General features: G+C 63.5%; 13 protein-coding genes and 2 pseudogenes. 4 read left to right on the top strand and 11 right to left on the bottom strand.

Annotation, left to right across the window (positions count from 1 at the left end; all coding sequences use genetic code 11):
• Positions 1 to 153 precede the first annotated feature (153 nt).
• Together AC0V7N_RS01340 and cueR are read right to left on the bottom strand one after the other, a co-directional pair.
• Positions 154 to 486 (bottom strand): SMR family transporter, encoded by a 333-nt coding sequence (locus AC0V7N_RS01340; RefSeq protein WP_475454012.1) that lies wholly within the window; start codon positions 484 to 486, stop codon positions 154 to 156.
• A gap of 93 nt (positions 487 to 579) precedes the next feature.
• Positions 580 to 1,002 (bottom strand): Cu(I)-responsive transcriptional regulator, encoded by a 423-nt coding sequence (cueR, locus tag AC0V7N_RS01335; RefSeq protein WP_475454010.1) that lies wholly within the window; start codon positions 1,000 to 1,002, stop codon positions 580 to 582.
• 226 nt (positions 1,003 to 1,228) lie between these two features.
• Between cueR and AC0V7N_RS01330 the strand changes: the two genes are divergently transcribed.
• Positions 1,229 to 1,846: a L,D-transpeptidase gene (locus tag AC0V7N_RS01330; protein WP_475454008.1), complete on the top strand. Its 618-nt coding sequence runs from the start codon at positions 1,229 to 1,231 to the stop codon at positions 1,844 to 1,846.
• A 140-nt stretch (positions 1,847 to 1,986) separates the two neighbouring features.
• Here the strand turns inward: AC0V7N_RS01330 and AC0V7N_RS01325 are convergent.
• The 8 genes and pseudogenes from AC0V7N_RS01325 to AC0V7N_RS01290 form a co-directional block, all read right to left on the bottom strand.
• A pseudogene (locus AC0V7N_RS01325) lies at positions 1,987 to 2,312 on the bottom strand (NIPSNAP family protein).
• A gap of 82 nt (positions 2,313 to 2,394) precedes the next feature.
• Complete coding sequence (locus AC0V7N_RS01320; RefSeq protein ID WP_172220273.1) at positions 2,395 to 2,964, bottom strand: NifU family protein; 570 nt, start codon at positions 2,962 to 2,964, stop codon at positions 2,395 to 2,397.
• 301 nt (positions 2,965 to 3,265) lie between these two features.
• Complete coding sequence (locus tag AC0V7N_RS01315) at positions 3,266 to 3,757, bottom strand: universal stress protein (protein WP_027040424.1); 492 nt, start codon at positions 3,755 to 3,757, stop codon at positions 3,266 to 3,268.
• Positions 3,758 to 3,875: 118 nt separating this feature from the next.
• Positions 3,876 to 4,943 (bottom strand): tryptophan--tRNA ligase, encoded by a 1,068-nt coding sequence (gene trpS, locus AC0V7N_RS01310; RefSeq protein WP_475454006.1) that lies wholly within the window; start codon positions 4,941 to 4,943, stop codon positions 3,876 to 3,878.
• Positions 4,944 to 5,114: 171 nt separating this feature from the next.
• Positions 5,115 to 6,713 carry a murein biosynthesis integral membrane protein MurJ gene (gene murJ / locus AC0V7N_RS01305; protein WP_475454004.1) on the bottom strand — a complete coding sequence of 533 codons (1,599 nt, stop codon included), beginning with the start codon at positions 6,711 to 6,713 and terminating at the stop codon, positions 5,115 to 5,117.
• Between the two features lie 46 nt (positions 6,714 to 6,759).
• Entirely contained in the window at positions 6,760 to 9,561 is a 2,802-nt protein-coding gene (locus tag AC0V7N_RS01300; protein WP_475454002.1) for a [protein-PII] uridylyltransferase, read from the bottom strand.
• Positions 9,562 to 9,651: 90 nt separating this feature from the next.
• Positions 9,652 to 10,449, bottom strand: coding sequence for a glycosyltransferase family 25 protein (locus AC0V7N_RS01295; protein WP_475454000.1), 798 nt, complete (start codon positions 10,447 to 10,449; stop codon positions 9,652 to 9,654).
• A gap of 394 nt (positions 10,450 to 10,843) precedes the next feature.
• Complete coding sequence (locus AC0V7N_RS01290) at positions 10,844 to 11,647, bottom strand: glycosyltransferase family 25 protein (RefSeq protein WP_496627662.1); 804 nt, start codon at positions 11,645 to 11,647, stop codon at positions 10,844 to 10,846.
• 192 nt (positions 11,648 to 11,839) lie between these two features.
• On the opposite strand from AC0V7N_RS01290, the gene AC0V7N_RS01285 reads away from it, so the two are divergent.
• The 3 genes from AC0V7N_RS01285 (at position 11,840) to AC0V7N_RS01275 (ending at position 15,713) form a co-directional block, all read left to right on the top strand.
• Entirely contained in the window at positions 11,840 to 14,347 is a 2,508-nt protein-coding gene (locus AC0V7N_RS01285) for a heavy metal translocating P-type ATPase (RefSeq protein WP_475453997.1), read from the top strand.
• Positions 14,348 to 14,390: 43 nt separating this feature from the next.
• Entirely contained in the window at positions 14,391 to 14,780 is a 390-nt protein-coding gene (gene copM, locus AC0V7N_RS01280; RefSeq protein WP_258587683.1) for a CopM family metallochaperone, read from the top strand.
• A gap of 87 nt (positions 14,781 to 14,867) precedes the next feature.
• Positions 14,868 to 15,713, top strand: coding sequence for an aldo/keto reductase (locus tag AC0V7N_RS01275; protein WP_475453994.1), 846 nt, complete (start codon positions 14,868 to 14,870; stop codon positions 15,711 to 15,713).
• 246 nt (positions 15,714 to 15,959) lie between these two features.
• Here AC0V7N_RS01275 and mutS read toward each other — a convergent pair.
• Positions 15,960 to 18,607, bottom strand: a pseudogene (mutS, locus tag AC0V7N_RS01270) (DNA mismatch repair protein MutS).
• Positions 18,608 to 18,745 lie beyond the last annotated feature (138 nt).

The following is an 18,745-nucleotide window of genomic DNA, read 5'->3' as shown; positions in this document are numbered from 1 at the left end:
CGATTAATCTATATGTATATTAGCAATCGCGCAAATAAGACTGAAGTCCCTGTTTCACCGGATATGGCCGCATCGAGCAGGCAGTTCAGCAGGCCGATTGTCCGCGGTCTCCGGCTTTCGCGGCGGTCCTATGTTTGACAGATATGGTCTGGATCAATGGGCGCTGGTCCTGGACAACAGGTTTAGAACCAGCACACCAGCCAGGATCAGGCCCATGCCGATAAGGCCCGCAGCATCCGGCCTTTGCCCATAGACAATCCAGGCGACCAGCGCGACAAGGACGATGCCGCCGCCCGCCCACACAGCGTATGCGATGCCGATCGGTATCCGGTCCAAAACCTGCGCGAGGAAGAAGAACGCCGCTGCGTAACCGAGCAGCACCACTACCGATGGACCAAACCTGGTGAATCCTTCCGAGGCCTTCATCGCGCTCGTTGCGATGACTTCGGCGACAATGGCCAGGGCAAGAATGGCATAAGCGGGCACGGCGAACCTCCATCGATGGGAGGCATCCAATGATCAGAAGCCAATGGCGTCGTCACGTTCACTTTCTCGTGATCTCTATTCTTGGCATGGCCCTCAGGCGGACTGTGCGGCGGCTCTATCGCCAGGCGCCGCAGCCCCTGCCATGTCATCCAGGATCGGGCAGTCCGGCCTGTTGTCGCCATGGCAGGCGTGGATCAGTTTCTGCAGGGTCGTGCGCATCGACTGCAGTTCGCGCACCTTTTCCTCGATCGCCGTGACATGGGCGGCCGCGATCTCGCGCACGTCGGCGCTGGCGCGGCCGCGATCCTGGTAGAGCGCCATCAACTGGCGGCAATCGTCGATGGAAAAGCCGAGGTTGCGCGCGCGGCGCAGGAAGGCCAGCCGGTGGATATCGTCGCCGGAATAATCGCGGTAGCCGTTGGCGGCGCGCGCCGGCGCGATCAGGCCGATCTCCTCATAGTAGCGGATGGTCTTGGCCGGCAGGCCTGAACGGTGGGCAGCGTCGCCGACATTCATGCTGATCCTCGATTCCAGGTAACCGTTTGATGTCGCCCCCATTGAATTTACTTCACAATCCGGTGAGGGCTGTTGCCGAAATGCCATAGTGATACGCTTACCAGCACGTAAGTTCCCGCATATAGGCATCGTGCGCTTGGCAAGCAAAGCAAATGCCAGCATGAATGACGGCAAGAAAGCGGCCGACTCGTGCCGCTGACGTTTGGGCGGGGCTCCGGATCATCTCATGCGCATGAAGTCGCTTGCAATAATTGCCGCATTGGCGCTGTCCACGGCCATCGCCGGTTGCAGCACCATTGGCGGGCAGATCTTCTCCAACGACTACGGCGCGGTGACCGATGCTGGCTACCAACTGCCGCGCATCCCGATCGAAAAAGTGCCGAGGCAGTTCCACCGGCAGGAAGTGAACTACGACACCAAGGAAAAGCCGGGCACCATCATCGTCGATACGCAGAACAAGTTCCTCTATTTCGTCGAGGGCGACGGCCTGGCGATCCGCTACGGCATCGGCGTCGGCCGCGAGGGCTTCGAGTGGCATGGCACCGCCCATATCGCGCTGAAGCGCGAATGGCCGACCTGGACGCCGCCCCATGAAATGATCAGGCGCCAGCCGGAGCTGGCGAAGTTCGCCGATGGCATGGAGCCGGGCCTGAAGAACCCGCTCGGCGCGCGCGCCATGTATCTGTTCAACAAGGGCGGTGACATGGGTTACCGCCTGCACGGCAGCCCGGAATGGAACTCGATCGGCAAGGCGATGTCGTCTGGCTGTATCCGGCTGATGAACCAGGACATCATCGATCTCTATGACCGCGCCTCGGTCGGCGCCAAGGTCATCGTGATGTAAGGACCACGATCCCTCGCGGGATCATGGTCAGACACGTTTCGTACGCGGACCGTCTAGGCAACAACGGACGTCCCAAACAGAAAACCGGGCAATTCGGCCCGGTTTTTTGTTGTTTGCGCGATGCGACGCCTGCTCGGCGGTCAGGACACCGCCGAGAACGAGGTGGGAACCAAAATTTGGTTGGTGATTGTCTCGGTGATCTGGCCATCACGCTCGGAATTTTCTCGCGCCTGCGCCCAGGCAGGGTCCTTCACGAACGCCGTCCAGTGCTCTTCGCGTTCGGCCAGCGATTCCCATGCCAGCATGTAGGTCAGTTCGTTGTTCGAAGCACCGATCAGCGTGGTAAAGAAACCCGCTTGGCGGATACCGTGCTTTTCCCATAATTTGAGGGTGATCTTGTCGAAGCGATCAAGAAGCGCCGGCAAGCGTCCCGGCAAAGCCCGGTAACGCGAAGTTCGTAGATCAATTTGGAGTTCCTTCTGATCGATGCGCCGGAAGCGAAGAAAATCGGACCAGATGGTCAGCAGGGTAGAATTATCAAAGGGACGTCAGGAGACCTGCTCGACCTGCTGTACCTCCGGCACGAAGTGACGCAGGAGATTCTGGATGCCGTGCTTGAGCGTCGCTGTCGATGACGGGCAACCGGCGCAGGCGCCTTTCATGTGCAGGAACACGGTGCCGTTCTCGAAACCGCGGAAGGTGATGTCGCCGCCATCCTGGGCCACCGCCGGGCGCACCCGCGTGTCGAGCAATTCCTTGATGGTGATGACGAGTTCCTCGTCAGCCTTGTCGTAGAATTCGCCGGTCTGGCTGGTCTCGGCGGCCGGGCCGGCCTTGGCCATGACAGGCGCGCCGGACATGAAATGCTCCATGATGGCGCCGAGGATCGCTGGCTTCAGGTGCTGCCAGTCGGGGCCGTCCTTGGTCACGGTGATGAAATCGTAGCCGAAGAAAACGCCGGTGACGCCCGGGATTTCGAACAGCCGGCCGGCCAGCGGCGAGGCGGTTGCCGCACTGTCAGCATCGCGGAAATCGGCAGTGCCTTCGAGCAGCACTTCCTTGCCGGGCAGGAATTTCAGTGTCGCCGGATTGGGTGTCGATTCGGTCTGGATGAACATGGCCGTCTCCGTGCCCGTTTCGGGCAGATAGTTTGGAATAGTTCTAAATAGGCTCTATCGGCTGGACATTCAAGCGAAACGCATCGCCCGAACGGCTGTCTGGCGGAATGTTTTTGCACACCTGCACTCATGTGGAGATGTGTTGAGATTCAGGTCAGGCCGAGTCGAGAATGGTGGTTTCCGAGAACCGGAGCGGAGCGTACTTGAAGTACGTGAGCTCAGTTCTACTGCGACGCAGTAGAACGGGGAAGCGCAGGAAGCCGCCATTTGCAGGCTGGCCTCACCTGAATATCAGCATACCTCAGGCGAGGCTGTCGATCTCCTCATCCGACAGATTCTGCGGCACGACCGTGACCGGAATGGGGAAGGCGGCGCCCTTGCCGGCCACGGCGCCGACCAGCGGTCCGGGGCCTTCCTTGCCGGCGCCGGCCGCCAGCACCAGAATGGCGATGTCCTGGTCGTCCTCGATCAGCTTGTGGATCTCTTCCGTCGGCTTGCCTTCGCGCACCACCATCTCCGGCTCGATGCCGAGCTTCTGGCGCACCTTGTTGGCGTAGCCGTCGAGAGCCGCGCGCGCCGTGGCGTTCGCCTCTTCGCGCATGATCTTTTCGACGCCCAGCCAGTGCTGGAAATCGTCCGGTACGATGACATAGAGCAGCACAAGCGTGCCGCTGGTGCTCTGCGCCCGCTTCGAGGCGTAGGCGACGGCGCGCTCACACTCGGGCGTATCGTCGATGATCGTCAGGAATTTCCTGCGATGACCGGCTTCGCGGCTGAGGCGTTTGGAGACCATGTCTATCTACTCGGTGCGTTTCGGCCGCAATCTGCCACCGCCGCCGACCGGCGGCAAGCCGCCGGCCTTAGGCCAGCATATCTTGTGCCAGTATGGTGCGGTGCACTGACGATGCGGATCAGCCCTGCAGCAGCCCGATGATATCGCGCACCGTCTTCATCGTCGTTTCGGCGAGCACGCCGGCGCGTTCGCCGCCGTCCCTGAGCACCGCATCGACATAGGCGCGGTCGCCTTCGATGCGGCGCATCTCGCCGGCGATCGGTGCCAGCTTCTCCACCGCAAGATCGGCCAGCGCCGGCTTGAACACCGAAAACTGCTGGCCGCCGAATTCCTTCAGCACATCGGCCTTCGACATCTCGGCCAGCCCGGCATAGATGCCGACCAGGTTTTCCGCTTCCGGTCGGCTTTCCAGCCCGTCGACTTCGCTCGGCAAGGCTTCCGGATCGGTCTTGGCCTTGCGGATCTTCTTCGAGATGGTGTCGGCGTCGTCGGTCAGATTGATGCGCGACAGGTCCGACGGGTCCGACTTCGACATCTTCTTCGACCCGTCGCGCAGGCTCATGATGCGCGCCGCCGGGCCGCCGATGACCGGTTCGGTGATCGGGAAGAAGCCGTTCACCGTCTCCTCGCCGACCTGCATCTCGACGCCGACGCCAAGGCGGGCGATGCGGCCCGAAAAATCATTGTTGAATTTCTGCGCGATGTCGCGGGTCAGTTCCAGATGCTGCTTCTGGTCCTCGCCCACCGGCACATGCGTGGCGCGATAGAGCAGGATGTCGGCAGCCATCAGCGAGGGATAGGCGAGCAGGCCCAGCGAGGCATTTTCGCGGTCCTTGCCGGCCTTGTCCTTGAACTGCGTCATCTTGTTCATCCAGCCGATGCGCGCGACGCAATTGAAGATCCAGGCGAGCTCGGCGTGCTGCATCACCCGCGACTGGTTGAAGACGATGTGCTTCTTCGGGTCGATGCCGGAGGCGAGGAACGCCGCGGTGATCGAGCGCGTCTGGTCGGCAAGGTCGTCATGGACCAGCTGGGCGGTCAGCGAGTGCAGATCGACGACGCAATAGATGCAGTCGGATGTGTCCTGCAGGGCGACGAATTTCTTGATGGCGCCGAGATAGTTGCCGAGGTGCAGGTTGCCGGTCGGCTGGACGCCGGAGAAGACGAGGGGCTTGAAGGCGGACATGGGTTTCCTCATGGCTTGTGGAGGGCCGTATAAGCATGATTCCAAAAAGTTGCAGACTTTTTGGAGCCAATCATGCGGCTGGAAACCGCGCGCGGCGAAAGTCTTGCGACGGCGCGCTTATGGACGAAGACGCCGCCGCGATCAAGATGGAGCTATATGTCGATTGAGGCTCTAGTCGTCGATGCCGGTCTTTGCGGCTGGCGGCACTCCCTTGCGCCCGACATTGCGCCGGATCATGCCGAAATCGGCGCCGCCGGTAGCAAACGCGGTGACGAAGTAGAGCAGCGCCCCGCCGGCCACCAGCGCCAGCAGTGTCGTCGCCTTGATGACCAGCGGCGAACCGGGACCGAGCCTGACGGCCAGCCAATGCTCGGCGAAATACAGCGCCACCGCCATCACCGCGGCCGACAGAACCAGTCGGGGAATGCGTTTCAGGAGCGGCACGTCGCGGCCCCAATGGCCGCGCCGGATCAGCACGGCAAGCAGCATCAGCGCGTTGACCCAGCCGGCCACGGCTGATGCGACCGCAATGCCGGGTGCACCCATCCTGGGAAACAGCGTCAGCGCGGTGGCGACGTTCACCGCCACCGAGATGGCGGCGAAGATCATCGGCGTGCGGGTGTCCTCGCGGGCGAAATAGCCGGGGGTGAAGGCCTTGATCAGCACGAAGGCCGGCAGGCCGAGACCGAAGATCGCCAGGATTGCCGCCACCGTGGGCGTCGAATGGTTGGCGGCAAACGCGCCGCGCTCATAGACCAGCCGCACGATCGGCTCCGCCATCACCCAGAGCGCTGCCGCAGCCGGCAAGGTCATGAACAAGGTGAACTCGACGGAGCGGTTCTGCAGATTGGCGGCCTCGATGAGATTGCCCGATTTCAGCGCCCGCGACAGTTCTGGCAACAGCACGATCGCCACCGCCACGCCGACGACACCGAGCGGCAGCTGATAGACGCGGTCGGCATAGGCGAGCGAAGACACCGCGCTGTCTTGCGCCGACGCGATCGCGGTGCCGATCAGCTGGTTGATCTGGGTGATGCCGCCGGTGATCGCCGCCGGCAGCGCCAGGATCAGCAGGCGCTTGACGTTCGGCGTCATCTTCGGCCGGCGGAAGCCGATCGAGATGCCGGCATTGCGCACCGCCACCCAGACGATGGCGAGTTGCACAAGTCCCGCCGCCAGCACGCCCCAGGACAGGCTGAAGCCGACGGCACGGGCATCCAGCCCATGATACCAGGCATAGCCAAGCACGCTGATCAGGATGATGTTGAGGAACGCCGGCGCGATCGCCGCCGCGAAATAGCGGCGCAGCGAGTTCAGCATGCCGGCCATCATGGCGGCGAGCGACATGCAGATGAGATATGGGAACATGATCGTCGCCAGTGCGACGGTCGTCTCGAACTTGCCCGGCGTGTCGGCAAAGCCCGGCGCCACGAGGTAGCGCACGATCAGCGGCATCGCCAGTTCCATGACAATGGTCAGCGCCAAAAGCGCCGAAAACAGCACGCCGAACACTTCCTCCGAGAAGCGCTTGGCGCCGTCGGTGCCATGCGTTTCGATCTCCTTGGCAAACAGCGGCACGAAAGCGGCATTGAAGGCGCCTTCGGCGAACAGCCGGCGAAAGGTGTTGGGAAACTGGAAGGCGGCGTTGAAGGCGTCGGCCACCGGTCCGGTGCCGAGTGCGGCGGCCATCAGCATCTCACGGCCAAAGCCGAGCGCGCGGCTCATCAGCGTGCCGGAAGCGACGGTGGCGAATTTCTTGACGAGGCTCATGCGTTTGGAAACTGCCTGCGGGATTGGGATAAAGTGATGATGGCCGTCACTCGGCGGCGGCCTTGGTCTTGCCATTGCGCTCGGGCGCGATGCCTTCGAGCGTCGCCATCAGCCGGTTGCGGATGGTGGCGGTGCGGGCAGGGCTGTCGATCTTCTGGCCGGTGAGGTCGGTGACATAGAAGGTGTCGATGACCTTTTCGCCGAAAGTGGTGATGTGCGCCGATGCGATGTCGAGCGACAGGTCGGACAGCGTGCCGGTGATCTCCGACAGCAGGCCGGGACGATCGAGGCCTTCGACCTCGATGACCGAAAACCGGTTCGACAGCGTGTTGCGGATCTCGGCGCGCGGCGGGATCTTGAACACCTTGGATCCGCGCCTTGGCTTGGTGCGCTTCTCGATCATCTCCGGCAGCCAGCTCTTGCCCGACAGCACGTCCTCGATCAGCCGGCCGACGCGCTCGGCGCGCCGGCGCTCGTCCTCGTCGCGGTCGAATTCCCGTGAGATCAGGATCGTGTCCAGGGCGCGGCCATCAGACGTGGTGAAGATCTGCGCGTCGACAATGTTGCCGCCGGCCCCGGCGCACGCCCCGGCAATGACCGAGAGAAGACGGGGATGGTCCTGCGCCAAAACGGTGATTTCGGTCACCGCCTCGAACTGGTGCGTCTTGACCATAGTGGCGAGCTTGTTGCCCGACGCGTCCGCCTCGCGGATGAATTCGGCGTGGCGAATCTGGTCCGGCAGGTCCACGGCCAGCAGGTAATTCTCATAGTGCAGCCCGACATAGCGCTTGCGGGCCTTGTCGGGCCAGTCAGCGAGCGCCTCGGCCAGACGCTCGCGCGCCGCCGCCGTGCGCTGCGCGCGCGACACTTCCGAGAAGCCACCGGTCAGGAGCAGTTCGGTCTCGTAGTAGAGCGTGCGCAGCAACTGGCCCTTCCAGCCGTTCCACACACCGGGTCCAACGCCCCTGATGTCGCAGACGGTGAGGATCAAAAGCATCTTCAGCCGCTCGACCGACTGCACGACCGAGGCGAAATCCTCGATCGTCTTGCGGTCGTTGAGATCGCGGGTCTGCGCCGTCATCGACATGACGAGATGGTTCTCGACTAGCCAGGCGACCGTTTCAGTATCCGCCGGGGACAGCCCCATATGCGGGCAGATGCGGCGCGCGATGCGGGCGCCGGCCTCGGAATGATCTTCCGGCCTGCCCTTGGCGATATCGTGCAGCAGCACGGCGACATAAAGCGCCTCGCGGCTCTTCTTCAGGCCCGGCATCAGCGAATGCGACAGCGGATGCACTTTCTCGCCGTCGCCGCGCTCGATCTCCGCCAGCACGCCGATGCAGCGGATCAGGTGCTCGTCGACCGTATAGTGGTGATACATCGAGAACTGCATCATGGCGACGATCTTGCCGAAATCGGGGATCAGCCGGCCCAGCAGCCCGGCCTCGTTCATGCGCCGCAGATTGAGTTCGGCGTTGCGGTCCGAGGTCAATATGTCGAGGAACAGCCGGTTGGCCTCTTCGTCGCGGCGCAGCGACTTGTTGACCAGGCCGAGCGAGCGCGTGAGCAGCTTCAGCGCATCGGGATGGAATTCCAGCCCGTGCTTGTCGGCAAACCAGAACAGCCGAAGCAGATTGACCGGATCGCGTTCGAACACCTGATCGTCGGCGATGTTGATGCGGTGGTTGTCGACGATGAAATCGGAAGTACCGGCGAGCTTGCGCTTGCGGCGCTGGAAGGTGAGGAAGATGCGGTTGAAGCCCGGCACGTGCTTGGCCTGCTCCTCCTCGAGCGCGGCGCAGAAGATGCGGGTCAGGTCGCCGACATCCTTGGCGACGAGGAAGTAGTGCTTCATGAAGCGTTCGACTGCCGACAGGCCGGGATGGGTGGTGTAACCCAGCCGCTCGGCGATCTCGCGCTGGATGTCGAAATGCAGCCGCTCCTCGGCCTTCCCGGTCAGGAAGTGCATGTGGCAGCGCACCGCCCAGAGAAAATCCTCGGCCTTCTGGAACTCGCGGTACTCGGCCTCGGTGAAGACGCCTTTGTCGACCAGTTCCTCGCCGGTGCGCACCCGGTAGAAATACTTGCCGATCCAGAACAGCGTCTGCAGGTCGCGCAGGCCGCCCTTGCCGTCCTTGACATTGGGCTCGACCAGATAGCGGCTCTCGCCGGCCTTGGCATGGCGCTCGTCGCGTTCGGCGAGCTTGGCCTGGACATATTCCGGGCCGGTCGTGCGCACCACCTCGTGGTCGAAGCGCAGCATCAGCTCGTCATAGAGCTTGCGTTCGCCCCACAGGAAGCGCGCTTCCAGGATCGAGGTGCGGATGGTGATGTCGGTGCGTGACAGCCGCAGGCACTCATCGATGTTGCGGGTGGCGTGGCCGACCTTTAAGCCCAGATCCCACAGCATATAGAGCATGTATTCGACGGTTTGTTCGCCCCACGGCGTCTGCTTGTAAGGCAAGAGGAACAGCAGATCGATGTCGGATCCCGGCGCCAGCGTGCCGCGGCCATAGCCGCCGACCGCGACAACGGCCATACGTTCGGCCGACGAACGGTTCTTCACCCGGTAGACATGCGTCGCGGCAAAATCGTAGAGCGCCCGGATCAGCTCATCCATCAGATGCGAGAGCCGCTCGGCACAGGCATTGCCGCCGCCATCTTCCTTCAGCATGGCCTCGGCGATCTTTCGGCCTTCGGCAAGCCGGGCCTTGAGAAGCTGGAGAACGCCGGCGCGCGCGGCCGCTCCGGAACCGTCGCCGGCCGTGGCTATCGTCAGCGCGGTCATCTCGCGGCGCAAGGCTTCGCCGTCGATCAGTTCATCGAGCTTCAGGGAGATTTTCGCCATAGGTACCGGTTGGCCTTGCCTTTTGGGCGGCGTCTATAGCGCGTTTTCGCGGCGCTGGGTATGGGGCCTGCCGGTGGCCCGGCAAGCGGCCTACTCCGTTGCCTCGATCGGATCGAGGGGAACGACAATCCGTTGCCGGAATCTGCAGAAATCGGCGATCCACCTGATGGTTCGCCCGGCCTCTCTGCCGATTCTCACGGCTGCCGGCTTCCTCTGCCTTGTCATAAGCCCGCTCGCGGTCCGCGCGGCGTCACGTTCCTGGTCAAGCAGGCTTGGCAGCCTTTCGCCGACGAACTGGTCCTGTGCGCAGAGCGCCGGAACAAGTTGGTAGACAGTCCTGCCGGCCGACATGATGGGGTCGAAGATGAGATCATCGACAGCTATGTTGATCTGCGCCGTTGCCTCCAGAAAGTCGCGTGCCATTTGCCGCGACAGCAGATAACCCCCAGCCCCCGGATGGCCCTGGCGGAGCCGGACCATGGAAAAACCATGTCCGGCGGAGGTCCTTCGCCTCTGGATCACGGTTCTGGAGAAGAACGTCTCGAGCTTCACGACATCGGCGTCGGCCGGCACCCAACTCGTATCGCCCAGCAAGGCACCGGCCTTGCTTGAGAAGACCATGTCGTCCTCGAACACGGCGCCGTATGGGGCCTCGTCCTGGGCAATGATCGTCCAACAGGCTCGATGACTATGCAGGCAGGCGACTTCGCTGCCGGAGAGCGGCCGGATGGCGTGTATTGCGTGCTGCGGTTGCAGCACCAGGTCGGGATGCTCCTTGGCATCGATCCCCGCGACGCGCTCGAACCCGATGCCGATACGGGCGAACTCCGACGCCATGTGGGCAAGCCGGTCAGGAGATCGATCGAGGTTGATAACCAGACGCTTCATTTTTACGAGCTATTCTGTTCAAAATTCTTTGTACAAAATCCTTGCCCCCACCGCAACCGGCGGGAGCCGCCAAGCAGCGCAGGAGCCTTCTAGCACAGGTGACGTTATGGTTTGTTGATCTTTTCTGAAGTGGATATTATGCCACAATCAGAAAGCCAAGCTTTTAAACCGACTATCTTCCCAGGATTACCGGGAGATGACATGTTGCGGCTGGCCGGAGGAATTTTCTATTCAAGGTCACTGGCGGCAAGGTGGAATTCGCCCGGAGCCCAAGATTTTCCTCGATGCGGGCAAGCAGTTTCCGACGGTGGGTGTCGGATAAGCTGGCTTTTCATCGATGTCTCTGCGCGTTGCGGCCGCGCCGGGTATCAGGCCCCGGCGGACGGAAACAGATCTATCGTTCTGCTTCGGGTGGATCGAAGGGAACCACCGTGTACCGCCGTAGTCTGCAGTGGTCGACAATCCACTCGGCGATGCGCCTGGTTTCCACCCTCATCTTTTCGCGGAGGGGCTTTCGGCGTTTCGTGGTCAGTCCGCTCGCGACCCATTCGGCTTCGCGTTCCTCGTAAAGCAGGCTAGGCAGTCTGTTGCCCATGAACTGGTCCTGCGCGCAGAGCGCGGGAACAAGCTGGTAGATCGTCTTTTCACCCGACGTCGGGAATACCGGGTTGAAGAGAATGTCATCGGCGGCCGCGTTGGCCCGCGCGGTGGCATCCAGCAGATCGCGTGCCATCTGCCTGGAGAGGATGTAGCCGCCGGTCCCCATATGGCTCCTGTGGAGCCTGAACACGGAAAAGCCGTGGCCGACAGCGGTCCTCTTCCTCTGGATCATGGTCTTGCTGAAGAATGTCTCGAGCTTGACGGTATCGGCATCGGCTGGAATCCAGCCGCCGTCGGCAAGCAGGGCGCCGGCATTCGCGGAGAACACAATGTCGTCCTCGAAGACGGCGCCGTAGGGCGCTTCGTCATGAGCAATGACGGCCCAGCAGGCGCGATGGCTGTGCATGCAGGCGATCTCGCTGGGGGACAGGCGCCGTATAGCATACTTCGCATGCTGCGGCTGCAGCACCAGATCCGGATGCTCGCGGGCGTCGATTGCGGCGATTCGTTCGAAAGCGATGCCGATGCGGACAAACTCCGCCGTGACATGGGCGAGCCGGTCAGGCGACCGATCAAGATTGATGACCAGACACTTCATGCACTGATGGGATCGGCATCATGTTGGAGGGGTCGATTACATTAGCACACGCTGCGCTACGCAATGTGGGCTTTTTCGGGGCGAACCGCCCTTGGCTGAGCTCGAAACGCGAAAAATCGCAACAGGCCTTGACCTTCCAGTCACTGGAAGCACTACCTCCGCACCAGGCAGAGGCACAAAGGCATTTTTGGAATGACGCATTCAGATCATGATCACCACGGCGACCACCACACACACGGCGCCCATGGCGGCTGCTGTTCGGTGAAAGGCACGGCCGTGGATGCGGTTCTGCGCGATCCGGTCTGCGGTATGACCGTGGATCCGGCAGCCGGCAAACCGACATCGGAGCATGGCGGCCGCCTCCATCATTTCTGCAGTGAAGGTTGCCGCACGAAATTCCAGGCCGAGCCGGAACAATATCTGACGGCCACCGACCCTGTCTGCGGCATGAGCGTCGACCGCGCCACGGCCAGGCACTTCGTCCGCCATGAAGGCCAGGGCTTCTATTTCTGTTCCGCCGGCTGCCAGGTGAAATTCGAGGCGGCACCGCAAACCTATCTCAGCGACAGGCCGGCGCCCAAGGGCACGCAATACACGTGCCCGATGCATCCCGAGATTATCCGCGACAAGCCCGGCTCCTGCCCGATCTGCGGCATGGCGCTGGAGCCGATGGGCGTACCATCAGGCGATGAAGGGCCAAATCCCGAACTGGTCGACTTCACCAGGCGGTTCTGGGTCAGCGCGGTCCTGTCGATCCCGCTTCTGATCATCGCCATGGCGCCGATGATCGGCCTGACGTTCGAAGGCCTGGTCGATGATCGCACGAAGGTCTGGATCGAGCTGGCGCTGGCAAGCCCGGTCGTGCTGTGGGCCGCCTTTCCTTTCTTCCATCGCGGCTGGGAGTCGGTCGTCAACCGCAGCCCCAACATGTGGACGCTGATTTCGCTCGGCGTCGGTGCGGCCTATCTCTACAGCGTCGTCGCAACGCTCTTCCCGGACATCTTCCCGCATCAATTCCGCAGCCACGGCGGTGCGGTGCCGGTCTATTTCGAGGCTGCCGCCGTCATTGTCGCCCTGGTCTTCCTCGGCCAGGTGCTTGAATTGCGCGCCCGCGAAAAGACCGGATCGGCGATCCGCGCTCTGCTCGATCTGGCGCCCAAGACCGCGCGGCGCATCGCCGAAGATGGTTCGGAGACCGACGTGCCGCTGGACAGCGTCAAGGCCGGCGATCGCTTGCGCATCCGGCCAGGCGACGCCATCCCGGTCGACGGCACGGTGCTCGAGGGCCGTTCGTCTATCGACGAATCCATGATCACGGGCGAGCCGCTGCCGGTCGAAAAGGCCGAGGGCGACGCCCTCACTGGCGGCACGCTCAACAAGAACGGCTCGCTGATCATGCGCGCCGAGCGGATCGGCGCCGAGACCACGCTTGCGCGCATCGTCGAACTCGTTGCCAAGGCACAGCGCTCGCGCGCGCCGATTCAAGGGTTGGCCGACCGTGTTTCCTTCTATTTTGTTCCGGCAGTCGTCCTTGTCGCGATCGTGGCGTTCATCGCCTGGGCCGTCTTCGGCCCGGAACCCAGCCTGATCTTCGCCGTCGTCTCGGCGGTCTCGGTGCTGATCATCGCTTGTCCCTGCGCGCTCGGCCTCGCCACGCCGATGTCGATCATGACCGCCACCGGGCGCGGGGCGCATGCCGGCGTGCTGATCAAGGAAGCCACCGCGCTCGAACGCTTTGCCTCCGTCGACACGCTGATCGTCGACAAGACCGGCACGCTGACCGAGGGCCGGCCGAAAGTGACCGACGTCGTCGCCGCCAATGGTTTTTCCGAAGACGAATTGCTGGGGCTCGCCGCGAGCCTGGAGAAGGGCTCGGAGCATCCGCTGGCCGAGGCCATCGTCGAAGGCGCCGCGGCGCGCGGTGTAACCGTGGCGGATGCCAGCGGTTTCGAGGCGGTGACCGGCAAGGGCGTTTCCGGCACGGTGTCGGGCAAGACCGTCGCGCTCGGCAATGCCGCGATGATGGCTGATCTTCGCATCGACATAATCTCCATGTCGGCCAGGGTCGAGGCGCTGCAGGGCGATGGCAAGACGGCGATGTTCATGGCCGTCGGCGGCAAGCTGGCCGGCATCGTCGCCGTCGCCGATCCCATCAAGGCGACCACTGCCGAGGCGATCCGGGCGCTGCATGACAGCGGCTTGAGGATCATCATGGCGACCGGCGACAATGAGCGCACCGCCAAGGCGATCGCGAAAAGCCTCGGCATCGATGAGGTCCGCGCCGGGCTGCTGCCGGAACAGAAGGCAGCCCTGGTCGAGGAGCTGCGCGGCAAGGGCGCCGGCGTTGCCATGGCCGGCGACGGCGTCAACGACGCGCCCGCTCTTGCCAGCGCCGATGTCGGCATCGCCATGGGGACCGGCGCCGATGTCGCGGTCGAAAGCGCTGGCATCACTTTGGTCAAGGGTGACCTCAACGGCATCGTCCGGGCCCGTAAGCTCGCCCAGGCGACGATCGGCAACATCCGCCAGAACCTGTTCTTCGCCTTCCTCTACAACGTGCTTGGCGTGCCGGTCGCCGCCGGCGTGCTCTATCCGCTCACCGGCATGCTTCTGTCGCCGATGCTGGCGGCGGCGGCAATGAGCCTGTCCTCCGTGTCCGTCATCGCCAACGCATTGCGGCTGCGGACGTTGAAACTCTGATCGAAACCCCCAAATACGAAAACCAAGCAACAGGAGACCATGAATGACCTTGGCCAAGAAACTCGTGCTTTTGCTGATGGCGGCCGGAATGCTGCTCGCCGTCTTCCTCGAAAGCGTTCCGGCGCAGAGCGAAGAGATGAAACATAACATGGCCGGCATGGCGATGGGTGCGCAAAGCCCTGCCACCGTTGGCTACAAGAAGGCGATGGACAAGATGCACAAAGACATGATGGTCAAATACACCGGCAATGCCGATGTCGATTTCGTCCGCGGCATGATCCCGCACCATCAGGGCGCCATCGATATGGCCAAGGTCGAGCTTGCCAATGGCAAGGACCCGGAAATCCGCAAGCTGGCCGAAGGCGTCATCGCCGCGCAGGAAGCCGAGATCAAGCAGATGCAGGATTGGCTCGCCGCTCATCCGGTGAAGTGAGCCTCTTCGCGACGAAGAATTGGGCGAGAACATCTCTGGATTTCTCGCCTGTCCTGTGATGCGATCCGGCCTCCAATGGAGCCTGCCATGTCATCGACCATCAGAACCACCACGCTGCCCTCTGGCGAAGCCATTGCTGTTCTCGGCCAGGGCACGTGGAAGATGGGCGAGGATTCGCGTCGCCGTGCTGGCGAGGTCGATGCGCTCAAGCTTGGCCTCGACCTTGGCATCACGTTGATCGACACCGCCGAGATGTATGCCGGCGGCGGCGCCGAGGAAGTCGTCGCCGAGGCCATTGCCGGGCGCCGCGACGAGACTTTTCTGGTCTCGAAAGTTCTGCCATCCAACGCGTCGCGCGCGGGCGTGCAGCGCGCCTGCGAAAACAGCCTGAAGCGCCTGCGCACCGACCGCATCGACCTCTACCTCCTCCATTGGCCGGGCAGCGTGCCGTTGGCGGAGACGGTCGAGGCCTTCGAGGCCTTGAAGAAGACCGGCAAGATCCGCCATTGGGGCGTCAGCAATTTCGACACCGAGGAAATGGAAGACTTAGTCAGCGTTGCCAATGGCCGCAACGTCCAGACCAACCAGGTGCTTTACAATCTGGTCCGTCGCGGCCTTGAGTTCGATCTCGCGCCCTGGAGCCGGCAGCGCGGCATTCCGCTGATGGCCTATTCGCCGGTCGAGCAGGGCGCGCTGGCGCGCAATGCCAGGCTCGATGCCGTCGCCGCCCGCCACGGCGCGACCGCAGCGCAGATCGCCTTGGCCTGGGTGATGCACCAGGAGGGCGTCATCGCCATTCCCAAGGCCAGCAGCCAGGATCACGTGCGCCAGAATTTTGCCGCGCTGAACATCAAGCTTACGAGTGAAGACCTCGCCGATCTCGACCGTGGCTTTCCGCCACCGACCCGCAAGCGCGGCCTGGAGATGATTTGAGGGGCGGGTGAAGCTGCCAATCTCCCCCCTCGTGGGGGAGATGCCCGGCAGGGCAGAGGGGGGCGCTGTCCCGCCAACATATCAATCTTACAACGACTGCTTAGTCGCGCCATTCTCTGCCGAGCATCGTCAGAGGGCAAGTTAAGCAGGGTCAGCACTCTACGACGCCCCCCCTCTGTCCTGCCGGACATCTCCCCCACGAGGGGGGAGATTGGCGGTTCCGGCGCCGCCGCCAGGATGGCAAAATTATTTCCCCGCAAGCCCCTTCAGCCGGTACAGCGCTTCCAGCGCCTCCCGCGGCGTCATCTCGTCAGGGTTGATGTCGCCCAGCGCGGCGCCGAGCGCGTCGTTCTTCACCGGCTTCGGCATTTCCCGCTTCACAGCCACGGAAAACAGCGGCAGGTCGTCGACCAGCCGGTTGGTCTTGCCGGAAACCTCGCCTTCCTCCAACTGGTGCAGCACTTCCTTAGCCCGGTCGACCACCGCTTCCGGCAGGCCGGCAAGCCGCGCCACCTGCACGCCATAGGAACGGTCGGCCGCGCCCTTGCCGACCTCATGCAGGAAGACGACGTCGCTTTCCCATTCCTTGACCCGCATGGTGACGTTGTGAAGCCGCGCCAGCTTGCCGGCGAGCGAGGTCATTTCGTGGAAATGGGTGGCGAAGATCGCCCGGCAGCGGTTCTTCTCATGCAGATATTCGACCGCCGCCCAGGCGATCGACAGGCCGTCGAAGGTGGCGGTGCCGCGGCCGATCTCGTCCAGGATCACCAGGGCCCGTTCGCCGGCCTGGTTGAGGATCGCCGCCGTCTCGACCATCTCGACCATGAAGGTCGAGCGGCCGCGCGCCAGATCGTCCGAGGCGCCGACGCGCGAGAACAGCCGGTCGACGACGCCGATATGGGCCGACGTCGCCGGCACGAAGAGCCGGTCTGGGCCAGGATGGCGATCAGCGCGTTTTGCCTGAGGAATGTCGATTTACCGCCCATGTTCGGGCCGGTCAGCAGCCAGATCGCGCCGTTCTTGGCGCTGCCCTCCGGTGAGAGGTCGCAGTCATTGGCGACGAACGGGCCTTCGCCGGAGCGGCGCAGCGCCTGTTCGACCACCGGATGCCGGCCGCCGGAAATCTCGAAGGCGAGGCTAGAATCCACCACCGGCCGGCACCAGGCCTCGCTTTCCGAAAGCAGGGCGAGCGCCGCCGACACGTCGATCACGGCGAGCGCGTCGGCGCCGGCGCGGATTTTTTCCGCCTCGCCGACGGCTTCCGCCGTCAGCGCATCGAAGGCCGCCAGTTCGATGCTCAGCGCCCGGTCGGCGGCATTGGCGATCTTGGTCTCGAGCTCGGCAAGTTCGGTGGTGGTGAAGCGCATGGCGTTGGCCATGGTCTGGCGGTGGATGAAGCGCGCCTTGGCGCCGTCGCTGCCCGTCATGATCGCGTGGTGATTCGCCGTCACCTCGATGTAGTAGCCGAGCACATTGTTGTGCCGGATTTTTAGCGAGCGGATGCCGGTCTCCTCGATCAGCGAGCGCTCCAGCCCGGCGATCACTTTTCGCGACTCGTCGCGCAACGCCCGCATCTCGTCGAGCTCGCCATGGTAGCCGCCACGGACGAAGCCGCCGTCGCGCTTCAACAGCGGCAGTTCCTCGCCGAGCGCCTGCATCAGGTGCTGGGCAAGCGCCTGGGGCAGCGCCTGGATAGCGGCCATTGCGCCGGCCAATTCCTGGGGCAGGGCGGTCGCGGCAAAGATTCCGGCGATGGCAGCTGCAGCCTCGAAGCCGGCGCGCAGCGCGCCGAGGTCGCGCGGGCCGCCGCGGTTGAGCGCCAGCCTGGACAAAGCGCGCGGCATGTCGGCGACGCTCTTCAGGCTCGTCCGCACCGCTTGGCAGAGCCGGGTTTCGGAGCGGAAGAACGACACCGAGTCGAGGCGCGCGCCGATCGCCGCCGGGTCGGTCAGCGGCGCCATCAGCCGGTCGGCGAGCAGCCTTGCGCCGCCCCCGGTCACCGTGCGGTCGATCGCCTTGAACAGCGAACCTTCGCGGCTGCCCGACAGCGTGCGCAAGAGTTCGAGATTGCCGCGCGTCGCCGGATCGATGAACAGGGTCGAGCCCTGCTCCTCGCGTTCGGGACGCGACAGTGGCGGACGCTCGGCCTTCTGCGTCTTCTCGACATAGGCGATGGCGCCCGAGATCGCCGACAGTTCGGCGCGCGAAAACGTGCCGAAACTGTCCGGCGTCGCCACATCGAAGAAGCGCGCGATGCGCCCCGTGGCCGAAGCCGAATCGAACAGCGACGGCGGCTGCGGATTGGCGACGCGGCCGAGCACGTCGAACATCGGCTTCAGCTCGGGATCGTGGAACACCGGCTCGGCGACGATCAGCTCGCGCGGATCGACACGGAAGATGTCGGCGAGCAACCGGTCGGCCGTGGTCTCGGCAACGCGGAAGGCGCCGGTCGAGATGTCGATCCAGGCAATTGCGAAGGAATGGTCGCTGCCGCCCTTCACCCGCCCCAGCGCCATCAGGAAGCTCGATTCCGACGGCGCCAGCAATTTGTCCTCGGTGATGGTGCCCGGCGTCACCAGCCGCACCACGTCGCGGCGCACCACCGATTTTCCGCCGCGCTTCTTGGCTTCGGCCGGGTCTTCGATCTGCTCGCACACCGCGACGCGGAACCCCTGGCCGATCAGCTTTTGCAGATAGTCGTCAGCCGCATGCACCGGCACGCCGCACATCGGGATGTCGTGGCCCTGGTGCTTGCCGCGCTTGGTCAAGACGATGCCCAGCGCCCGGCTTGCCTTCTCGGCATCGTCGAAGAACAGTTCGTAGAAATCGCCCATGCGGTAGAACAGCAGCGAGTCCGGGTTCGCCGCCTTGATCTCGATGAACTGCTCCATCATCGGCGTGACGGCGGCAGTGCCGGGCTGTGGCGGCGTAATTACCTCAGGGGCGTCGGGCTCGTTCGGGCTGTGCATGTTCATGGCCGGGCACGCTAGCAGATGTGGTGGCCGGGTTTAATGCCGGAGGCTTCGAAAAGC

It is taken from the genome of Mesorhizobium kamtschaticum, from assembly GCF_056174585.1.
This window is presented reverse-complemented; position numbering and strand designations above follow the sequence as displayed.